The organism is Streptomyces sp. NPDC044003 (assembly GCF_056435185.1).
The window spans coordinates 565,596-585,815 of record NZ_JBWKFA010000003.1; the positions used below are offsets into that span (position 1 = coordinate 565,596).

12 protein-coding genes and 1 pseudogene are annotated in these 20,220 nt (G+C 71.1%); 8 read left to right on the forward strand and 5 right to left on the reverse strand.

Features of this window, described 5'->3' with window-relative positions:
• Nucleotides 1-4 precede the first annotated feature (4 nt).
• Complete coding sequence (locus tag AC07AW_RS14555; protein ID WP_478815781.1) at nucleotides 5-1,324, reverse strand: extracellular solute-binding protein; 1,320 nt, start codon at nucleotides 1,322-1,324, stop codon at nucleotides 5-7.
• A 170-nt stretch (nucleotides 1,325-1,494) separates the two neighbouring features.
• Here AC07AW_RS14555 and AC07AW_RS14560 point away from each other — a divergent pair, with 170 nt between their 5' ends.
• Nucleotides 1,495-2,802 (forward strand): ROK family transcriptional regulator, encoded by a 1,308-nt coding sequence (locus AC07AW_RS14560; RefSeq protein ID WP_478815782.1) that lies wholly within the window; start codon nucleotides 1,495-1,497, stop codon nucleotides 2,800-2,802.
• 22 nt (nucleotides 2,803-2,824) lie between these two features.
• Here the strand turns inward: AC07AW_RS14560 and AC07AW_RS14565 are convergent, their stop codons facing one another.
• Entirely contained in the window at nucleotides 2,825-4,108 is a 1,284-nt protein-coding gene (locus AC07AW_RS14565; RefSeq protein WP_478815783.1) for a ricin-type beta-trefoil lectin domain protein, read from the reverse strand.
• Nucleotides 4,109-4,336: 228 nt separating this feature from the next.
• Here AC07AW_RS14565 and AC07AW_RS14570 point away from each other — a divergent pair, with 228 nt between their 5' ends.
• Nucleotides 4,337-6,250 carry an RICIN domain-containing protein gene (locus AC07AW_RS14570; protein ID WP_478816245.1) on the forward strand — a complete coding sequence of 638 codons (1,914 nt, stop codon included), beginning with the start codon at nucleotides 4,337-4,339 and terminating at the stop codon, nucleotides 6,248-6,250.
• Nucleotides 6,251-6,284: 34 nt separating this feature from the next.
• Nucleotides 6,285-9,377 carry a glycoside hydrolase family 3 protein gene (locus AC07AW_RS14575; protein ID WP_478815784.1) on the forward strand — a complete coding sequence of 1,031 codons (3,093 nt, stop codon included), beginning with the start codon at nucleotides 6,285-6,287 and terminating at the stop codon, nucleotides 9,375-9,377.
• A 328-nt stretch (nucleotides 9,378-9,705) separates the two neighbouring features.
• Here AC07AW_RS14575 and lanKC read toward each other — a convergent pair whose 3' ends face one another.
• The gene (lanKC, locus tag AC07AW_RS14580) at nucleotides 9,706-12,306 is read right to left on the reverse strand and encodes a class III lanthionine synthetase LanKC (RefSeq protein WP_478815785.1); all 2,601 of its coding nucleotides are present in this window, start codon (nucleotides 12,304-12,306) and stop codon (nucleotides 9,706-9,708) included.
• A 671-nt stretch (nucleotides 12,307-12,977) separates the two neighbouring features.
• Here lanKC and AC07AW_RS14585 point away from each other — a divergent pair.
• Nucleotides 12,978-13,787, forward strand: a pseudogene (locus AC07AW_RS14585) (collagenase); the annotation flags it as partial.
• A 165-nt stretch (nucleotides 13,788-13,952) separates the two neighbouring features.
• Here AC07AW_RS14585 and AC07AW_RS14590 read toward each other — a convergent pair.
• Complete coding sequence (locus AC07AW_RS14590; RefSeq protein ID WP_478815786.1) at nucleotides 13,953-14,438, reverse strand: hypothetical protein; 486 nt, start codon at nucleotides 14,436-14,438, stop codon at nucleotides 13,953-13,955.
• Between the two features lie 476 nt (nucleotides 14,439-14,914).
• Here AC07AW_RS14590 and AC07AW_RS14595 point away from each other — a divergent pair, with 476 nt between their 5' ends.
• Entirely contained in the window at nucleotides 14,915-15,751 is an 837-nt protein-coding gene (locus AC07AW_RS14595) for a DUF5995 family protein (RefSeq protein ID WP_478815787.1), read from the forward strand.
• 165 nt (nucleotides 15,752-15,916) lie between these two features.
• On the opposite strand, the gene AC07AW_RS14600 is transcribed toward AC07AW_RS14595, so the two are convergent.
• Complete coding sequence (locus tag AC07AW_RS14600) at nucleotides 15,917-16,885, reverse strand: LysR family transcriptional regulator (protein WP_478815788.1); 969 nt, start codon at nucleotides 16,883-16,885, stop codon at nucleotides 15,917-15,919.
• A gap of 136 nt (nucleotides 16,886-17,021) precedes the next feature.
• On the opposite strand from AC07AW_RS14600, the gene AC07AW_RS14605 reads away from it, so the two are divergent.
• The 3 genes from AC07AW_RS14605 (at nucleotide 17,022) to AC07AW_RS14615 (ending at nucleotide 20,090) form a co-directional block, all read left to right on the forward strand.
• Nucleotides 17,022-18,179, forward strand: a complete 1,158-nt coding sequence (locus AC07AW_RS14605; protein WP_478815789.1) for a M6 family metalloprotease domain-containing protein — start codon at nucleotides 17,022-17,024, stop codon at nucleotides 18,177-18,179.
• A gap of 492 nt (nucleotides 18,180-18,671) precedes the next feature.
• Nucleotides 18,672-18,818 (forward strand): hypothetical protein, encoded by a 147-nt coding sequence (locus tag AC07AW_RS14610; RefSeq protein ID WP_478815790.1) that lies wholly within the window; start codon nucleotides 18,672-18,674, stop codon nucleotides 18,816-18,818.
• A 48-nt stretch (nucleotides 18,819-18,866) separates the two neighbouring features.
• Nucleotides 18,867-20,090, forward strand: coding sequence for a M6 family metalloprotease domain-containing protein (locus tag AC07AW_RS14615; RefSeq protein ID WP_478815791.1), 1,224 nt, complete (start codon nucleotides 18,867-18,869; stop codon nucleotides 20,088-20,090).
• Nucleotides 20,091-20,220: the final 130 nt, after the last annotated feature.

A 20,220-nucleotide genomic window follows, 5' to 3' on the forward strand; every position in this document is an offset into this window, starting at 1 on the left:
CCGCCTACTTGTTCGGCATCTGCTGCTGGGCCTTGTCGAGCCTGGCCCTCACGGACTCGGTGGTGACCGGGCGGCCGGCGGCGGCGTCGGCGAAGAGCTCCTTGACCGCGGTGCCGACGACGGTCTCGAACTGGGACTCCTCGGGGACCTGCGGCAGGGCGGAGGCGCTCTTGGCGAGGGTGTCGCGGATGACCGCCAGCGACGGGGTGTCGAAGGCGGGGTCGGCCTGCGCGGACTTGACCGGCGGGACGGATCCGTACGTCTTGTTGAGGAGGATCTGCTCCTCGTCACCGGTCATGAACTTCACGAAATCGAGGGCGCCGTCGAGGTTCTTGGTGTTCCTGAAGACGGCCATGTTGATGCCGGCGACCATGGAGTTGGTCTGGGCGCCCTGGCCGGGGGCGCCGGAGGCGACGGGGGCCGGGACGACACCCCACTGGTCCTCGGACATGCCCTGGGCGGCGAAGGTCTGCTGAGGGGTCTGCCACAGGACCATGCCGGTGCGGTTCTTGGCGAAGTCGGAGAGCGACTGGTTCTGGGCGTACTCGGCGTTGCCGGGCGCGACGATCTTGCCGGCGGCCATCAGGTCGACGTACTGCTTGACGGCGGCGACAGCGCCGTCGGAGGTGAAGTCCGGCTTGCCGTCGGGGGTGAAGAAGTCGGCGCCGTGCTGCTTGCCCAGCACGAAGACCTGGTGGATGTTGTTGGACAGGTTGGAGCCCTCGACCCCGATGCCCCACTTGCCGTCCTTGCTGAGCTTCCTGCCGGCGGCGTCGACCTCGGCCCAGGTGGTCGGCGGCTTGGCTATGCCCGCGTCGGCGAACATCTTCTTGTTGTAGTAGAGGGCGTAGGCCATGGAGTAGAGCGGTACGGCGGCCGGGTCCTTGCCGGGGGCTCCGGCGGAGCCGAGCGCGGAGTCGACGAAGCGGTCCCTGCCGCCGATCGTGCCGAAGTTCTTCTCGTCCCAGGGCAGCAGGGCGCCGGTCGCCTGGAGCGAGGCGCTCCAGGTGTTGCCGATGTTGAGGACGTCGGGGCCCTGTCCGGAGGTCGTGGCGGTGAGGATCCGGTTCAGCAGGTCGGACCAGGGGATGACCTCCAGCTTGACCTTGATGCCCGTCTGCTTCTCGAACTTGTCGAGCTCCGGCTGAAGGATCCTCTTGTCGGCCTCCAGGCTGGTGCCCTGGTTCGTGGCCCAGTAAGTGAGCGTCTTCGGACGGGAGTTGGAGCCGCCCGAACCGTCGGCGGTGCCGCCGCCGCAGGCGGTGGCGGCGAAGACGAGGGAGAGGGTGACGGCGCTGGTGACGGCGGCTCTGCATCTGCGCATGGCTCCAGGACCCTTTCAGGGACGACGGGAGGGCCGACACCGTGGGCGGGTCCGGCCGCTTCCGGTCCATCGGCTTAATTTAGGACGTGAGTTAATCCTCGTGAGAAGGTCGCGTCAAGGCTTGGGATGCGGGTATGTTGCACCGAAGGACTTCAGAGACGGGAACCCACGTGGACGCGACAAGTGGCCGTACGGTGCGTGACCTGCGGCGCGAGAACCGGACCGCCGTACTGCGGAGGCTGTACTTCGACGGACCGATGAGCCGCCTGATGCTCGGGCCCGCGACCGGGCTGAGCTCCGGCTCCGTCAGCAACGTGGTGGCCGAACTCGTCGCCGAGGGACTCGTCGAGGAGGCCGGCAGCGTCGACTCGGCCGGCGGACGTCCCCAGACCCTGCTGCGGGTCAGGCCCGACAGCGGCTGCATGATCGGCGTCGACGTCGGCGAGACCCGTGTCCGCGTCGAGCTCTTCGACCTCACCCTCACCGAACTCGCCCGTACGGACCGGGCGTTGCCCAGCTCGGGGCCGCGCACGTCCCGCTACGACGTGGATCTGGTCGTCGCCCATGTCCGCGACGGCATCGCGGAGGTGCTGCGGACCGCGGGCATCGCCCCCGACCGGCTCCTCGGCGTGGGTGTCGGCGTCCCCGGCATCGTCGCCCACACCCCGGACGACGGTGCGGTCGTCCACGGACAGACCATCGGCTGGGAGGCCGTCCCCTTCGAAGGCCACCTGCGCCGGACCGTCGACCTCCCCGACACCGTCCCCTACTGGATCGACAACGGAGCCAAGACCCTCGGCCAGGCCGAGATGTGGTTCGGCGCCGGTCGCGGCGCCCGCAGCGCCGTCACCGTCCTGTTCGGCTCCGGTGTCGGCGCCTGCGTCGTCACCGACCCTCTCCGACCCGGCCGCGCCCTCGAATGGGGCCATCTCACCGTCAACGTCCGAGGGCGCCGGTGCCGCTGCGGTGCCCGCGGCTGCCTGGAGGCGTACGCGGGCGCCGAAGCCCTCCTCGACCGCTGGCGCGAAGCGGGCGGCACCCCGCCGGTCGACGCCGACGAGGAGACCGCCCTCGCCGCCATGCTCGCCGCCGCCTACCCCGACGCGCCCCACGCCGAACCCGACGCCACCGCCCTCACCGTCCTCGAAGAGACCGCCGAATACCTCGGCGCCGGCTTCGCCGACCTCATCAACCTCTTCCAGCCCGAGCGCATCCTCGTCGGCGGCTGGGCCGGCCTCCAGCTCGGCTCCCGCTTCCTCGACACCGTCACCCGGTACGCGACCGAGTACGCCCTGCGCTATCCGGCGAGCCGCACCACCGTGGGCCTCGGCACTCTGGGGCCCGAGGCGGTCACGGTCGGCGCGGCCCTTCTTCCGCTGGACGACTTCTTCGCCCGGGGCGGCCGCCGGCCGGAGACCACCCCGAGCACGCCGGCCCCCGCCTGGCGGACGGCGCTCGCGGACCGTGTCACGCCCTGACGCCGCGCCGGGTGCCGGGAGCTCAGCCCACGGTCCACTTCTGGGCCGCTGTGCCGTTGCAGGTCCAGATCTGCAGCCGGGTGCCGTTCGCCGTGTTGCTGCTCGGGACGTCCAGGCACTTGTCCGCCGCGACGTTCACGATGTCGCGGGCCGCCTCCACCCGCCACTTCTGGGCGCCGGTGCCGTTGCAGTCGTACAGCTGGAGCTTGGCGCCGTCCGCCGTGGATCCGGCGGTGACGTCCAGGCACTTGCCGAGTGCGCGGATCGAGCCGTCGGCGTTCACGGTCCACTGCTGGGCCGCGGTGCCGTTGCAGTCGTAGAGCTGGACCGGGGTGCCGTTCGCGGGGTTCGCCCCGGCCACGTCGACGCACTTGCCGCCGAGGCCGGTGATCGGGCCGCCGGTGCCGGTCGGCGGGGCCGACTGGTCGTTGGTGACCCGGACGTAGTCGACGGTCAGGGTGTTCGGCATCGGGGTGCTGCCGTCCGGGTCGCCGGGCCAGTAGCCGCCGACGGCGAGGTTGAGGATGAGGAAGAACGGGTGGTCGAACACCCACTGCCGACCGCCGAGATCGGCCGGGGTGCGCGTCTGGTAGGTGACGCCGTCGACCTTCCAGACCAGCTTGTCCGGCGCCCATTCGAGACGGAAGGTGTGGAAGCCGTCCGCGAACGGTGAGCCGATCGAGTAGCCGGCGCCTATGCCGCCCGAGCCCGAGTAGCCCGGGCCGTGGAGGGTGCCGTGCACGGTGTTCGGCTCGAATCCGACGTTCTCCATCACGTCGATCTCGCCGCTCTGGGGCCAGCCGACGCTGCCGATGTCGTTGCCGAGCATCCAGAACGCCGGCCACATGCCCTGGCCGCGCGACATCTTCAGCCGGGCCTCGAAGGTTCCGTACGTCTGGGTGAACTTGCCGGACGTGTTGAGCCGGGCCGAGGTGTACTCGCAACGGCCGTACCAGCAGTTGTAGTTGCCCGGATTCTCGCGCCGCGCGGTGATGACCAGGTTGCCCTGGCCGTCGTGCACGGCGTTGCGGGTCGAGTTCGTGTAGTACTGCCGCTCGTGGTTGTTCACGTTGTCGCCGGTCTCCAGGTTCCACTTGGAGCCGTCGACCGGCGTGCCCGCCGGAGCGTTGAACTCGTCGCTGAACGTGGTGGCCTGGACGCCGGCTTCGGCCGCGGCCGCTGCGGCCGTGGTCGTCGCCGCGATCGCGGAGGGCTGCGCCGAGGGGCTCACCAGAGCAGCCATCGTGGCGCATCCGAGGCCGAGGGCCAGGAGAAGCCGTGATCGTCGAGAGGGGGGTGCGGACATCGTTGTCACCGCCGACGGTCGGGTGTGTGGTGGACGGCAACGAAGAGTGCCATGGTCTGTACCAGGGCGACAAGACCTTGAACCGGATTGGCTCCCAACCGGCTTTCTGTGTTCGGGAGTTGTATGCGGGAGGGGTTGACGTGCGCGAGGCGCCTTCATAGCTTCACACCTTAAGGAAAGCTCGAAGGCCTGAATCCTCGTCGAAAGGTCTGTCAGGTGCATTACAGAATCAGCTCCTGGTTCGGCTCCCGGTCCGGCGGCCGCCGCGGGCGCCGCCCCCGCCGCCTCGCCACCCTCGTGACCGGTGCCCTCCTCGCGAGCGGACTGGTCATGACGGGGCCCGGCGTGGCCGAGGCCACCGGAGAGCGGGTCGACGTCTGGCTGACCACCACCTCGGATGCCGGCGGCCGTACCGTCACGCGGGGTCTCGCCCCGCAGACGCCGATCGCCTTCGGCCCCGCCGGCGGCAGCGCGAACCGCACCATCGCCGTCGACGAGAACACCACCTACCAGCAGTTCGAGGGCGGCGGCGCGTCGATCACCGACACCACCGCCTACCTCCTGCGCGGCGGCGCGATCAGCGCCGCCACCCGCGACGAGGTCATGCGCAGGCTGTTCTCGCCGACCGACGGCATCGGCCTCTCCTTCGTCCGCAACCCGATCGGCGCCTCCGACCTCTCCCGGCCCGGCAACGTCTCCCTCGACGACACCTGCTGCGACCTCGGCGACTTCGGGACCAACGGCTACGACACCGACGTGCGGCTGCTCACCGTCCAGGCCAGGCAGCTCAACCCGGCGCTCCGGCTGAAGGCCGTGCCGTGGAGCGCACCCGGCTGGATGAAGGACAACGGCCGGATGGACCAGATGGGTTGGCTGAAGTGGGAGTACTACCCGCTCTACGCCCAGTACCTGGTGAAGTACATCCAGAGCTACCAGGCGGCCGGCGTCAAGGTCGACTACCTGTCCGTCCAGAACGAGCCGAACTGCTGCCAGGCGAGCAATCCCACCGCCATGAACTACCCGGGCATGAGCTGGAACCCCTCCGGTCTGGCCGAGTTCACCAAGAACCATCTCTACCCGGCCTTCCGGGCCGCCGGGATCACCACCAAGGTCCTGGTCCACGACTGGAACTACGGCGACTACGCGAACTTCGGCTCCGGCGTGCTCGATGACGCGGGCGTGCGCAACGATCCGCTGTTCGGCGGCATCGCCTGGCACGGCTACTTCGGCGACCCCGCCGTCGGCAGCCAGGTCCACGACCAGTACCCGACGGTCAAGCAGTTCAGCACCGAGCACTCCGGCGGCACCTGGATCGGCAACCAGCACAACGAGGACCTGAAGGACATCGTCAGCTACGCCCGCAACTGGAGCAGCAGCCTGACGAAGTGGAGCCTGGCGCTCAACCAGGACATGGGCCCGCACAACGGCGGCTGCGGCACCTGTACGGGGCTGATCACGGTCCAGGAGGGCGGCCCGCGCGCCGGTCAGGTCGACTACACGATCGAGTACTACACGACCGGCCATCTCACCAAGTTCGTGCGCCCCGGCGCGTACCGCATCGCCTCCACCGCCGACTCCACCGTGCAGAACGTCGCCTGGCGCAACCCCGACGGCTCCAAGGCGCTCATCGCCCACAACGGCGGTGCCTCCGCGCAGTCCGTCCGCGTCGACTGGGGCGGCCAGTCCTTCACGTACACCCTGCCGGCCCGCACCACCGCCACCTTCACCTGGTCCGGCACGACGGCGAGCGCACCGACCGGGCCGCTGACCGGTCTCGCCGGGAAGTGCCTGGACGTGGCCGGCGCGGCCACCGCCGACGGCACCCCGGTGCAGCTCTACACCTGCAACGGCACCACGGCCCAGCGGTGGACCCTCGCCGCCGACGGCACCGTCCGCGCGCTCGGCAAGTGCCTGGACGTCACCGGGGGCGGGACCGCCGACGGCACCAAGGTCCAGCTCTACACCTGCAACGGCACGGGCGCACAACGCTGGTCGTACGACCCCGGGACACATGACGTCGTCAACACGGCGGCGAACAAGTGCCTGGACGTCACCGGCAACTCCTCGGCCGACGGCACACGCACCCAGATCTGGACCTGCACCGGCGGGGCCAACCAGAAGTGGACCCATCTGGCGTCCTGAACCAGCCCCCGTACCCCTGTTCCGAGGAGCCCGCATGCCGCACCCGCGCCACCGAAGAAGGGCGAGCGCCGCCGCGCTCGCCGCCACCGCCGTCCTCGCCGGACTGCTCGCCGGAGCTGTGCCCAGCGCCGCAGCCCCCGGCGCCGACGCCGACCCGGCCCCCCGGGCCGTCGACCGCTTCGAGGGCGAGGTCCCCTTCGCCGGACCGCCCGCCGAGGGCCTGTTCACCTGGGGCAGCGACACCGACGACCACCCCGCACTCACCCTCGCCGAGCGCGCCGACGCCCCCGAGGGCGGACACGTCCTCGAAGGCCGCTACGACATCAGCGGCTGGGGCGGATTCACCCACGACTTCGCCTTCGACAAGCCCGCCCAGGACTGGACCGCGCACAAGGGCATCCGCTTCTGGTGGTACGGCCAGAACACCGCGCCCCTGCCGCCCGGCTCCGGCAGGCGGATCAACTTCGAGATCAAGGACGGCGGGGCGAACGGCGAGGCGTCCGAACTGTGGACGACCTCCTTCACCGACGACTGGGAGGGCTGGCACCTCGTCGAGATCCCGTTCTCCGAGTTCCACTACCGCGCCGACTACCAGCCCGTCGGCGGCATCGACCAGGTCCTCGGCCTCGACCGCATGTGGGGATACGCGCTCACGCTGCCGACCGGCGCACCCGGCCGCTTCGCCCTCGACGGGGTCGAGCTGTACGGGAAGGCCGACCCGGCCCTGAACACCCGGGTCGTCACGGGCGCGGTGGTGCACCCGGTCGACGAGGGCGGCACCGCCCGGATCGACGTCTCGGTCGCCACCACCGGCTCCCAGCCGACCGGCGAGCCGGTCACCGTCGCGTACACCACGGACGCCACCGGGCCCGCGCAACCCGGCACGGACTACACGCCGGCCGGCGGCACCCTCGTCTTCCCCGCCGGGACGCCCTCCGGGACGACCCGCTCGATCACCGTGACCACCCTGAAGGACGGGGACGGTGAGGAGGCCGAGACGATTCCGGTGAAGCTGACCGTCGACGGCGCCAAGGCACCCGCCGAGACACCGGTCGTCGTCATCGACGCGCACGGACTGCCCTACCTCGACAAGCGTCTGCCGGTGAAGAAGCGGGTCGCGGATCTCCTCAGCCGCATGACGCTCCAGGAGAAGGCCGGCCAGATGACCCAGGCCGAGCGCAACGCCCTGCGCTCGCCCGGCGACATCGCGGGCTACGGCCTCGGCTCGCTGCTCTCCGGCGGCGGCTCGGTCCCGACCCCCAACACCCCCGAGGCCTGGGCCCGGATGGTCGACGCGTACCAGCTGCGCGCCCAGGCCACCCGCTGGCAGATCCCGCTCATCTACGGCGTGGACGCCGTGCACGGGCACAACAACGTCATCGGCTCGACGATCATGCCGCACAACATCGGCATCGGCGCCGGACGCGACGCCGCCCTCGCCGCCCGCACCGGCGCCGTGACGGCGAAGGAGGTCCGGGCCACCGGCGTGCCCTGGGACTTCGCCCCCTGCCTGTGCGTGACCCGCGACGAACGCTGGGGCCGCTCCTACGAGTCCTTCGGCGAGGACCCGGCGCTCATCACCGCCATGGAGACCGTCATCGACGGGATGCAGGGCGCGCGGGACGGCCGGGACCTCGACCGGAACGACAAGGTGCTGACCACCGCCAAGCACTTCGTCGGCGACGGCGGTACGGCCTTCGGCTCGTCCACCACCGGCTCGTACACGATCGACCAGGGCGTCACCCGGGTCACCCGCGAGGAGCTGGAGGCCGTGCACCTCGCGCCCTTCGCCGAGGCCGTGAAGCACGGCGTGGGCACCGTCATGCCCTCGTACTCCTCGCTCGACGTTCTCGGCGACGACCAGGGCCCCGTGAAGATGCACGCCGACGCCGAGATGATCAACGGCGTGCTCAAGGACCGGATGGGCTTCGAAGGCTTCGTCATCAGCGACTGGCAGGCCATCGACCAGATCCCCGGCGACTACCCGAGCGACGTGCGGACCTCGGTCAACGCCGGCCTGGACATGATCATGGTGCCGACGAACTACCAGGAGTTCACCAGGACCCTGGTCGCCGAGGTGGAGGCGGGCCGCATCCCCCTCGCCCGGATCGACGACGCCGTCGCCCGGATCCTCACCCAGAAGTTCCGCCTGGGCCTCTTCGAGAAGCCGTACGCGGACACCACGCACCTGGCCTCCGTCGGCTCGGCCGAGCACCGCGCGGTGGCGCGTGAGGCTGCCTCCGCCTCCCAGGTGCTCCTGAAGAACACGGGTGGCGTGCTGCCGCTCAAGCCGACCCAGAACGTGTACGTGGCCGGCTCCAACGCGGACGACCTCGGCAACCAGGCCGGCGGCTGGACCGTCACCTGGCAGGGCGCCTCCGGCCGGACGACGACCGGCACCACCATCCTGGAGGCCATGCGGAAGTCCACCGACCCCGGGACCACGCTCACCTACTCCAAGGACGCCTCCGCGCCCACCGAGGGTCACGACGTCGGCGTGGTCGTGGTCGGCGAGACGCCGTACGCCGAGGGCATGGGCGACGTCGGCAACGGCCACGACCTGGAACTGAGCGCGGCGGACAAGGCGGCCGTCGACCGGGTCTGCGCCGCGATGCCCTGTGCGGTCCTCGTCGTCTCCGGCCGCCCACAGCTCATCGGCGACCGGCTGCCCGCGATCGACGCCCTGGTCGCGTCCTGGCTGCCCGGCACGGAGGGCGACGGCGTGGCCGACGTTCTCTACGGCCGCAGGCCCTTCACCGGGCAACTGCCGGTGAGCTGGCCGAAGTCGGAGAGCCAGGTGCCGCTGAACGTGGGCGACACGCGCTACGACCCGCAGTTCCCGTACGGCTGGGGCCTGACCACACTCCGCGGCACCCCGAAGGGCGGCGAACCGGCCCTGCGCGCGATCGGCCTCGCCGCCCGCGCCCTCCAGAAGGCCGGCCAGGGAAAGTCCGCCGCGGCCCGTCAACTCGTGGGCCGGGCCCGGCTGATCGTCCAGGACCGCATCGGCCAGAACATCACCGAGCGATCGGCGAAGCCCTTCGCGGACGCCGACCATCTGCTGCTCACCGGCGACCCCGCCGGCGCGGTCGGCAAGCTGACCGAGGCCTTCAGCGCAGCGCGCTGACCGCACCGGCACCCGCCGAGTGGCAGGGTCCGTCCTCGCCGACCGCGCGAGCCGGAACCGGTGGCAGGACCACCGGTTCCGGCCCTCGCGGTTGCCGGCTTGCTACATCGGCTCAGGGAAGATGTCGGTGATGCTCCAGGCGGCGCTGAAGCAAGGGGGGAGGAAGGCGTCGGCCTCCTGCTCGGTCTCCAGGGTCTGGAGCGCGAGGATCTGGCTCATGGATGATCTCCTCTTCCTGTCGGGGGCGTATCGGTTGGTCACTGCACACCTCGGCACGGAGGTGTTCGCTGCCGTGTCGAGGGGTTCATGGGAGGCCCGTCCGGTGACGTCAGGCCGCTGCCGGTAGCCGGGGGTGCGCATGGTGGGGGCCCGTCAGGAGCGGGCCGGCCAGCAGGCGGTGCAGGGCCAGCAGGACACCGGCCCCGCCGCTGGACAGGTCGGCGGTGAACCGCTGCGAACCGGCTCCGAGGAAGCGGACGCCGCGCCGGTACGGGGCGGCGTACTTCAGCAGGCCGGTCGCGGCGCGCACGGCGTCCCCGCGGGCGGCGTCCGTGCCGGTGAGCTCGGCGTGCTCGGTCAGGAACCAGGTCAGTCCGGCCAGCCCCCGGTACAGGCCCGCCTCCTTCGTGGCGCAGGAGACCCGGATGCCGGCGACCAGCCCCGGCAGTGCCGCGGCGCAACGCTCGTCCGGCGCGGTGGCCACATAACGGGTGAGTACCGCCGCCAGACCGGCCGCGCCCGTGGCCAGGTACGGCATGGCACGGGTGAGCCGCGCGTTGTCGGAGAGGGACAGGGCGCCGTCGTCCAGCGGGAAGGTCCGGTCCAGCTCCTGGTGGAGCAGCAGGCGGCCCGCCTCCAGGAAGCGGGCCTCGCCGGTGTCGCCGGCCAGGCGGTGGAGGAAGAGGGCGAGCCCCGAGCGGCCGTGCAGCAGGCCACGGGCGTCGTACTCGCCGAGGGCGGCCGGCAGATCAGGGGTCCGCAGCAGGGCTTCCCCCGCCGCGGCGGCCCGATCCAGGTGGCTGCTCTCCCCGGTCAGCCGGTGCAGGGCGAGCCAGCCGAGACCGACCCCGGCCCGCCCGCCGGCCAGCGTGCCGCAGGAGGCGGTGAGCGGGTGGCCGTCGGCGTCCGTGAGCAGGTCGACGCCCTCGTCCAGCCGGCCGAGGCCGGCCAGCACCGGGGCGATGCCGGCCGAGCCGACGAGCAGTCCGGGGGGCAGTGCGTCGCGCAGCGCCAGCGTGTCGTGGCGCAGCCGTTCGCGGATCTCCTCCGGCACCGGGAACCCGGCGCGGTGCAGGGCGTGCACCACCCCGGCCGTGCCGTAGGCCAGGCACACGTTGTTGGTACGGAACGCCTCGGGCGAGGGCGGGAAGGCCCACTCCGGCCTGTCGGCGTCAGCCATCTCAAGCAGCCCCGCGGCCACCTCCTCGGCCAGCCGGGTGAGGCAGCCGCGCGGATCGGTGTCCAGCTCGACGGGGGAGGGCGGGCGGTGGAGACCGTTCTGGTCCTGCGCCCGGTCCTCCGTCAGATGGAAGGCGGTCGCCCGCTGCCACAGGTCCTGCGGCGGAGCCACGTCCGCCAGATCGCGGCGCAGCAGTGCGAGGTTGGCGGGCGCGTGCTCGGCGATCTCGTTGAACGGCGCCAGGAAGGCGAGCGCGACGGCCGACGTGCCGTACCGGTCCTGCAGCAGCGGATCGGTGTCGGCCCGGCGCAGGCCGGGCGGCGGCGTGAACCCCGGGGTGCCTATCCGGGACGGGGCCTCGGACAGCGCCGAGGCCGCCTCGAAGTCCACAAGACGGACCCCGCCCGACGGCGTGACCAGGACGTTGCCCAGGCTGAGGTCACCGAACCGGTAGCCGGCGGCGTGCAGCCGCTCGAGCGAGGCGTCCAGCGCGGCCAGCAGCCGCCGGCACGCCTCGTAGTACGCGGCGACGGACTCGGCCGTGCGGTCGGCGCGGGCCAGCGGGGAGGACCGGCTCAGCCAGCCCACGAGCGGCTGTCCCGCGACGTACTCGGTGACGAGGAAGTCGTGCTCCCACTCCGTGAAGTGGTCCAGCGGCTCCGGGCCCACCCCCGGGGCGGCCGCGTGCAGTGCGCGCAGCACGTCGTACTCGTGCCGCAGCCGCTGCTGCGCGTCGGTCCCGTCGAAGACCAGGCCGTTGTGGGCGCGGGCCTCCTTGAGGAAGACGGTGCGGCCGGTGCGCCGGTCGCGGGCCTGGTAGGCGCCGCCGGCGTTGCTCAGGCGCACCGCGCGGGTCACCTCGTAGTCGCGGATCAGGATCGGGCCCGCGTGCGGCTGCTCCTCCTGCTCGACGAAGGGGTCCGTGATCCCCGCGGGCAAGTGGAAGGCGGGCAGCCGCGAGTCCACGACCTCGCGGCCGGAGCCGTCGCGGATCGTCCCCTCCCGGGTGCCGTCGGCCCGGAGCCGGCTGCGGGCGCCGTCGAAGGAGCCGTAGCGGTAGTGGACCGTCCGCGAGTCGCGAAAGCGCCGGTCGGTGAGGACGTACGGCCCCTCCTCCCCGTCGAGCGCGTCGCGTAAGCGCTCAAGGAGTCGGCGGGCGGTCGCCGTGTCCGGTGGGTAGACGGCGCAGAACTTGCCCGCCTGGGCCCGCACGGCGTGCTTGTGATGGAGGAACAGGAAGAAGAGCCGGGCGCTCAGGTGCTTGAACGGCACGCCTTCCGAGAAGCAGATCCCGGCGACCGTGTCGAGCACGTGCTGCGCCCGGTCAAGCCGCGCCGACACATGGATCTTCCAGCCCTGCTCGGCGAGCCCGGTCCGCGGACTGCCCCAGACCGTCCAGATGCCCTGGGCGGAGCCGTGCAGGCCCGGCGGCACCTCGCCAGGGGCGAAGCGCGGCCCGGGGTCGGCCACGCTGGGCAGCGGCAGGTAGTACTCCCGGTCCGCGAGCGCCTCGCCGAAGCCTTCGAGCACGGGATCTCCTCACAGGGGGGTAGTGGGTCCCGGCAACGGTCTCGCGCGCCGGACGTCAGGACCGGCAGGTACGGAGGCGGTTCGGGCGGCGGTGTGCGACCAGCATTGGGCGAGAGCACGTCCGGGGCAACCCGCAAGATCTTGCGGGCGGTTGCCCGTCCGGCGACCCTGCCGACGTCTTCGCCTCGTTCGCCGTGTGCACCGCGGTCACCGCGTTCACCGCGTTCGCCGATGAGGGAGGAGGCCTTCCTCGGGTACGAGGGTCGAGGGTCGGCGCAACGGGAGGGCGACACGGGTCCCCGGCACAGCGGTGGCTGCGGCTTTTCCACCACCGCCGCCGCCCCGGCCGGCAGCGGAGCGCCAACCGCCCGTCGAGCGCGGCTCGCCGCCGGAATCCCAGGAGTTCACTTCCTCCGAACCGGCGACGCCGGCCCGGAGCCCGACGGACGTTCTTGTGAACACCATTGAAAAGCCATGTGACATGTGCCATTTTACTGCGCAGTCCGTTGCTGACGGAACCCCATTCCCCCTCTCAGGAGTGCATCTTGCGCGCCATGGCCATCGCCACCGCTCTGCTCCTCGCCGCTGTCGCGGCCGCTCCCGCCGCCCAGGCCGCCCAGGTCGATCCCCAGCCGCCCCACGTCTCTTCGGACCCCGGGCAGCGCCCGGCCCACGGCAAGGCCAAGGACACCCTCAACGCGACCGGGACCACCGGCGGCAGACTCGAGTCACGCATCCTGCCGGTCGTCTACAACTGCAGCCCCTCGCTGCGGATACGCGCCCAGGAGATCACCGCAGCCCAGCTGACGGCCACCTGCGCGAGCCTGTCCGCTCAAGACGCCTACTTCCACAGTGTGGTGGGGGACTCGGGTCCGGTCGCGAACGACTACAACACCACCCTCGAGGTCGATGTCTTCAACTCCAGCGCCGACTACAAGGCCTACGCGGGAAGGATCTACGGCATCGACACCAACAACGGCGGCATGTACCTGGAGGGAGACCCCGCCAAGGCGGGCAACCAGCCGCGGTTCATATGCTACGAGCGCACCGACGTGAGCCCCGGCTGGCAGATCTGGAACCTCAACCACGAGTACACCCACTACCTCGACGGCCGATTCGACCTGTACGGCGACTTCGACGCCAGCCAGACCACCCCGACCGTGTGGTGGGGCGAGGGCATCGCGGAGTACATCTCCTACTCCTACCGCGGTGTCACCTACTCGAAGGCGCTGGCCGAGGCCGGTAGCCACACGTACTCCCTGCGCACGCTGTTCGACACCACGTACGCCAACAGCGACGTCAACCGCACCTACAACTGGGGCTACCTCGCCGCCCGCTACATGACCGAGAACCACCCGGCGGACGTCGCCACCGTCCTCGGCTACTACCGCACCGGAAACTGGGCCGCCGCTCGTTCCTTCCTCACCTCGCTGGACTACGAGAACGACTGGAACGCCTGGCTGACGGACGTGGCGGCGGGCGCCTGACCTGCCCGCCCGCTGACGCCGATTCCCCGTCGGCTGCAGGGAGACTCCACTGACGGGGCCGTTCGATCCGTTCCGCCGCCGCCACGGTGCGGCGGCGGAACGATGTCCGTCCAGGGGCGGGGTGAGCCCGAGGTCATGGTCGGGGTGGTCGGGGTTCCTTCACGCCTCCGCGGCCAGGAGCTCCCCGGCGCGGACGGCGAAGGCCTCGCACGCCTGCTCCGCCGCCTCGCCCCTGGTCAGCATGTCGGCCCTGTCCGTGGCGAAGAAGATCTCCCGTGTCATCACCTGTATCTCGGCGGCCTGTTCGACGAGGGGGCGGGAGCATGACCCATGGGCGACGAGGCGCAGCCGGAACACACGACTGCGGACCTCGGCGTAGAGGCGGTGTGACTCGGCCCGGGCTACGAGGGCTGCCTCCGATTCGGTTCCCGAATGGTGGCTCGTCCAGCGGTCGTACTGCGCCTGCCGGTAGTCCTCCGCGAGAGCGAGGAAGTCGGCACACGCGTCGAGGAGGAGCTGCTGGCTTCGCTCGCGCTCGGCGCGGGCTGCCGACCGGACGGTGGCCTTCTCCTGGTAGCGGTGCGCCACGGCGGCACCCAACAGCGTTCCGAGGACGGCGAGAGCGGACGCGAAGAGTTCCGGCACGACGACCAGCGAACCACTCCTGCGCGCGGACCGCATAGAGCCGGAATCGGCCACCACACCGCCACCGACACCCGGACGGGACCGTCCGTGCCACACCCACGGCTGAGCGGAGGCCCAGGTCAGGCGCCTCTATTCGCGCCCTTGGAAGACCCGGGCTTCTTCGGGGGCGGGGCGTGGTTCGGCGGAACCGGGCCCGCGGCGTCTCGGTGCCGCGCTCCACCGGGGAGGTGCTCGTCGAGCCGGCCCAGCTCGATGCGCCAGGTCCGCGGTGACTCGTCCAGGCGCGCCGAGATCCGCCCCACCGCGCGGCGAACAGCGCATGTGTACGGAGTGTGATGTTACGCTACGCATCGCGACAATGGAGTCCGAGGGTATGCCTCGACACCGAACGAACGCACCCAATCACCGGCGACGGCGACCGAGGACACCCGCCGAATCAGCGCGCCGGCCTAGCGGGCGGCAGGAACACACTCCCGATGACCGCCGAACTCATGCTCCCTGCCGCAAGGGTCACCCGGGTCGCCGCATTGCTTGCCGACCGGGTCAGGCAGTACGACACCACACGCGATCGCCGGGCCGCGTTCGCCTACACCTACTACCGCCTCACGACGACGCTTGCCAAAGGCTTGGAAACCGGCACCCCCGTCTTCCACGACCCGCCGTGGGTCGCCGAGTTGAGTGAGACGCTCGCATCGGACTACTTCAGCGCGATGGACAGCATCGACGCATGGCTGGCAGGACGACCCGGTCGCTCCGCGGACGAAGTTCAGCCCAAAGATCTGCCGGACTCCATCCCTCAACCATGGCGAGATGTCTTCGCCGCTTCCAGTGTCCGGCGCTCCTACATGCTGGAAGACGTGATCTTCTCGATGATGGCTCACATGTCGTACGACCTCCCGGAGGCGCTGCGGCGCATGGCGGCGTCCACGTCCATGGACGCCCGCAGCCACATCGCGGACTTCCATCGCATGAACGAGGTGCTGGCGTCCTGTATCGACGGTGTCCAGGACGACCTTTCGGCCAGGTACAACCGCGGGCTCAGCTCATTGGACAGGCTGTTCACCCGTAGTGACGAACTGTTGACCAATTGCGGGATCCGGGTCTCGCGAGGCTTGGCCTGGTTCAACTGCGACAGACTCCTGGACCCGGACGCGACCGAGGAAGCGTCACGATCGATCAGCAGGAGCACCGCCGCGCTCATCTCCGAAATCCGCTCCCCCGGCGACTGGAAGCTGCGCGCCGGACTGTGGATCCTGCGCAGGCTGATTCCCGACCGCCGGCAGTGGCCTGCGACGGACACGCCCCTCGCGTAGGAAGTCGCACGCAGTGAGTTGACCGCACGGTCCGAGCGAGTGCGGTCTGCCGGCCCTGGAGCTCCGCTCGGAGAGCGCCGGCGGCCACGGTCGGATCGTGGCGGGACGAACGCGTGCCCGCGAGCGGCGTCGGCCCGCCGGTCGTCGCCATGGCCGGCCGATGGCTCAGGTCACCGTCGGGCCGGTCGTGTGCGGATGTCGGGCATGCCAGCGAGCGTACGCGGGGGCGGCGGCGCGGATGTCCCGGTAGCCGGCCGCGACCCGGCGCAGAATGTCCTCGCCATGACGCGCGAGGGGTCCGTCGCGGTGCCAGGCGAGCACGTGGCGGTACCACAGAGGGTTTCCGGCCAGGGGCCGTACGGCGGTGCCAGGGGCCTCGACGAAGGTGGCCTGGCAGAGGCTGACCGCCAGACCCGCGCGGACCAGCTCGATCAACGGGCGTCCCTCCGCCTCGTACGGGGTGTACGGACGGCGCTCGGCAGCCGCGCACACGGACAACCAGTACTCGCGGGTCCGGTCGCCGTCCGGCCGGGGTACCGCCCAGTCCTCGTCCACGAGGGCGGCCAGCGGGACCTCCTCCCGCCGGGCCAGCGGATGACAGGAGGGCAGCAGAGCGAACACCGGTTCGGTGGCCACGGGTTGGAGCACCACTCCGTCGCGGTGCGGCAGTGGCTGGTCGGGGTGATCACCGAGCACCGCCGCCTCCAGCCGGTCCGCCGCCAGCTCGTCGAGCAGCGTGACGGGGGAGTGCTGGCAGCGTGTCGACACCTGCGCGTCCGGCAGGACGGTCTTGACGGCTCGTACGAGTTGGCCGAGAAGGGGCGCACCGACCGAGCCGACCCGGACGTGGTCGCAGGCGGACATCCGGCGGACCATCCGGGCGGTGTCGGTCATCAGGCCGTCGATGCCGGGGAGGACGGCGCGGGCCCGGTCGAGCACCAGCTCCCCGAACGGGGTGGCGACGACCCCTGCTTGTCCCCGGGTGAACAGCACTCCGCCCAGCATGGCCTCGATACGGCGCAGTTGGGTGCTGAGTCCCGGCTGGGTCGTCCCGAGCGAGGCGGCGGCGCGGGTGAGGCTACCCGCCTCGGCGATCGTGCACAGCACGCGTAGATGACGCACCTCCAGATCCATGGCGCGGATGTTATGGACCGACGACAGCTTCCGGACACCCTTGCGTCACCACAGGATATGTGAAATGTCACACGTCAATCCATCGAGAGGTCGTGATCGCGTGAGAGCGCACCCTTCCCTCCGTTCCCCGCGTGTCGTGCACTGGGCGCCCCTCCTCGCGGCGCTGCTGCTGCTCCTGGCCGGGGCCGTGCCGCCGGCCCGCGCGGCCACGGACCCCGTATCCGCCTGCGCTCTGGGCGGTACCACCGGCTGGACGGACGAGGGGCACGGCACGGACTGGTCCGTCTTCAAGCGCCCCGAGGGAACGGTCAGGGTCGGCATGATCTTCGTCGACTTCCCCGACGCGCCCGCCGTCGAAGCCCCCGCCGACGATGCCGCGCAGCTCACGCCGGGGGCCGACTGGCTCTGGAACGCTTCCCACGGCAGGGTCTGGCTCTCCATCACCCAGCACCGACAGTGGGTGCGGATGCCGCGCAACTCCACGGACTACGGCTTCGCACGCGGACTGAGCCACGAGGCCCATGAGGCGTACGTCAAGGACGCGGTCGCCGCGGCCGACCCACAGGTCGACTTCTCGCAGTACGAGATGGTGTACGTCGTCGCGACGCGTAACGCCTCGGCGATCTCCTTCACGCCCACCTACGTGCACCAGCCCGGGACGGCGGGCGTCCGTGCCGACGGCACCCTGCTCAAGTGGGCCGTGACCTTCGGTCAGGACATGTGGCACTGGGGACCCAAGCTGGTGGCCCACGAGACCGGCCACGTCTTCGGACTGCCCGACCTGTACGGCTTCACGGGTACCGACCCGCATCGTTTCGTCGCCGGCTGGGACGTCATGGGGCTCATCGGCGGACCCGGATCGCAGTACCTCGCCTGGCACTCCTGGAAACTCGGCTGGACCGCGGACAGCCAGGTCGTGTGCCGCGCCTCGGCGGGCAGCGACACCGTGTACCTCACCGCGGTCGAGTACGGCAGCGGCACCAAGATGGTGGTGATCCCCACCGGTCCCCGTACCGCCTACGTGGTGGAGTCGAGGCGGGCGGTCCAGGCGGACAGCGGCGCCTGCTCGACCGGTGCGCTGGTCTACCAGGTGGACACCTCCGTCCCTACCGGCCAGGGGCCGGTCCGGGTCCTCGACGCGAAGCCGAACGCCGTTCCCGCAACCGGCTGCCGGCCCCTGGACGACGCCCCCTTCTGGGCCGGTGAGTCGTTCACCGACCCGACCGCCCGTGTCCGTATCGAGGTCCTCGGAGCCGACGGGTACGGGGAGACCGTCCGGGTCACCAAGTGGTAGCCCATCGGTGAGACGTGTGCCCCGGGAGAACCGGTCGGTCGCGGGGCACACCCACCCGCTTCCCACCCACGCGCCACAGGGGTGAGCGGCCGGCCGCGGCATAGCGCGGAGTTATGGGCGGCCGAGGGCTCCTCTTCCCGGGCGCCGCAGCGCACACTGTGCAATGTCACACCTCACAACCTCGGTCACCCGTGCACCGCGAAAGGGACCAGTGAACCCCCGCCTACGCGACCGTCGAGCACACCTTCACGGATTCCCCGGACCGCCGGGTGTCCGACGGCACGCTCGGTCTCGTGCTCGGAAGGGGCGACGGGTGCGAGCGCCTGCACTGGCTCCTCGACGAAGCCCTGGACCCGGACGGCACACCCACCGACACCTTCCTCCACCAGGCCCTGACCCTGACGGGCTTCACCGACAACCCGCTCTTCGCCGTCCTCCAGGAGACGCAGTACGGGCGAGACCCCGCTCGCCGCCCTCGCCTACCACGACGACATGTACGTGGGCCTCTCGCTGCGTACGGCACGCGAGGTCGGCACCACCCGCCTCTGCGGCACCGACGAGGGGGAACACGACGGCATCTCCGCCTCCGGCGGTCGAATGCCGGCCCACCTGATGGACCTCGCCGCCGACCGCGCCTGACCCGCCCCCGCACCCTTTTCCCCCTTCCTCGGCTCCGACAGGAGAGACATGCCCGCCCTGAGCCCCCGACCGCGCCCCCTCGCCGCCGTCATCGCCCTCGCCTCGTGCCTCGCCCTCGCTCCCGCGGCCAACGCCGCCCCGTCCGCCCCGTCCGCCCCGCCCGCTCCCACGACTCCCTCGTCCACCACGGCCGGCCTAGCCGCCGACTGCGCGCTGCCCGGCCGGACCGGCTGGACCGACGAGGGGCACGAAACCGACCGTGTCCAGTTCCAGCCGGCCACCGGAACCCGGCGTGTCCTCACCCTGTTCGTCGACTTTCCCGACGCGCCGGCCACCGACGCCACCGAGCCGTACGCCGCCCACCTCGCCCCCGCCGCCGACTGGATGCGGAGGGCCAGCCACGGCCGCCTCCACCTCTCGATGGACGCGCTGCACCAGTGGATCCGTATGCCCGCGGACTCGACCACGTACGGATTCGCACGCGGCCTCAGTTTCGAGGCCCACGAGAAGTACGTGCGCGACGCGATCGCCGCCGCCGACCCGTACGCGGACTTCTCCCGCTACGACATGGTCTACGTCGTCCCGACCCGGACCGCGGCAGCGATCCCGTTCTCCCCGACCTACCTGTACGACCCCACCTCGCCGGGAGTGACCGCCGACGGCACCCGCCTCAAGTGGGCCGTGACCTTCGGCCAGGACATGTGGCGCTGGGGACACAAGGTCGTCGCCCACGAGACCGGCCACACCTTCGGCCTGCCCGACCTCTACTCCTTCACCGGCCCCACCCACCAGTACGTCGGCGGCTGGGACGTCATGGGCGACATCGCGGGCGCGGCCCCGCAGTTCCTCGGCTGGCACTCGTGGAAACTGGGCTGGATCCGCGACCACCAGGTCGCCTGCCTCGCCGGACCAGGACGCCGCACCGTACGCCTGACCCCGGTGGAACGCCCCGGCGGCACCAAGATCGCCGTCCTGCGCACCGGCGAGACCACCGCTTACGTGGCCGAGTCCCGCAGCCCCGAGCGCAACGACGCCTCCGCCTGTTCGAGCGGGGTCCTGATCTACAAGGTCGACTCCGCGACCCTGACCGGAGAGGGCCCGGTCCGGATCACGAACGGCAATCCGTCAGCGACTCCTCCGGCCGGCTGCACCCCACTCGACCTTGCGGCGTACACGCCGGGCCAGACCTTCACCGACCCGGACACCGGGGTCCGTATCGACGTCCGCGCGGGCGGCCCGTCAGGAGACGTGGTCACGCTCAGCGCTACCTGAGCGCCACGGGCCCGCGCGGCTTGCCCTGTGAGACATGCGTCGCTGGTCCGTGCCTGGTCCGCGCCTGGTCCGGATCTCGGTCCTGCGGTCGCGCATTGCGGCGGCCTCGTGATCTGTGGAACCGGTGCTC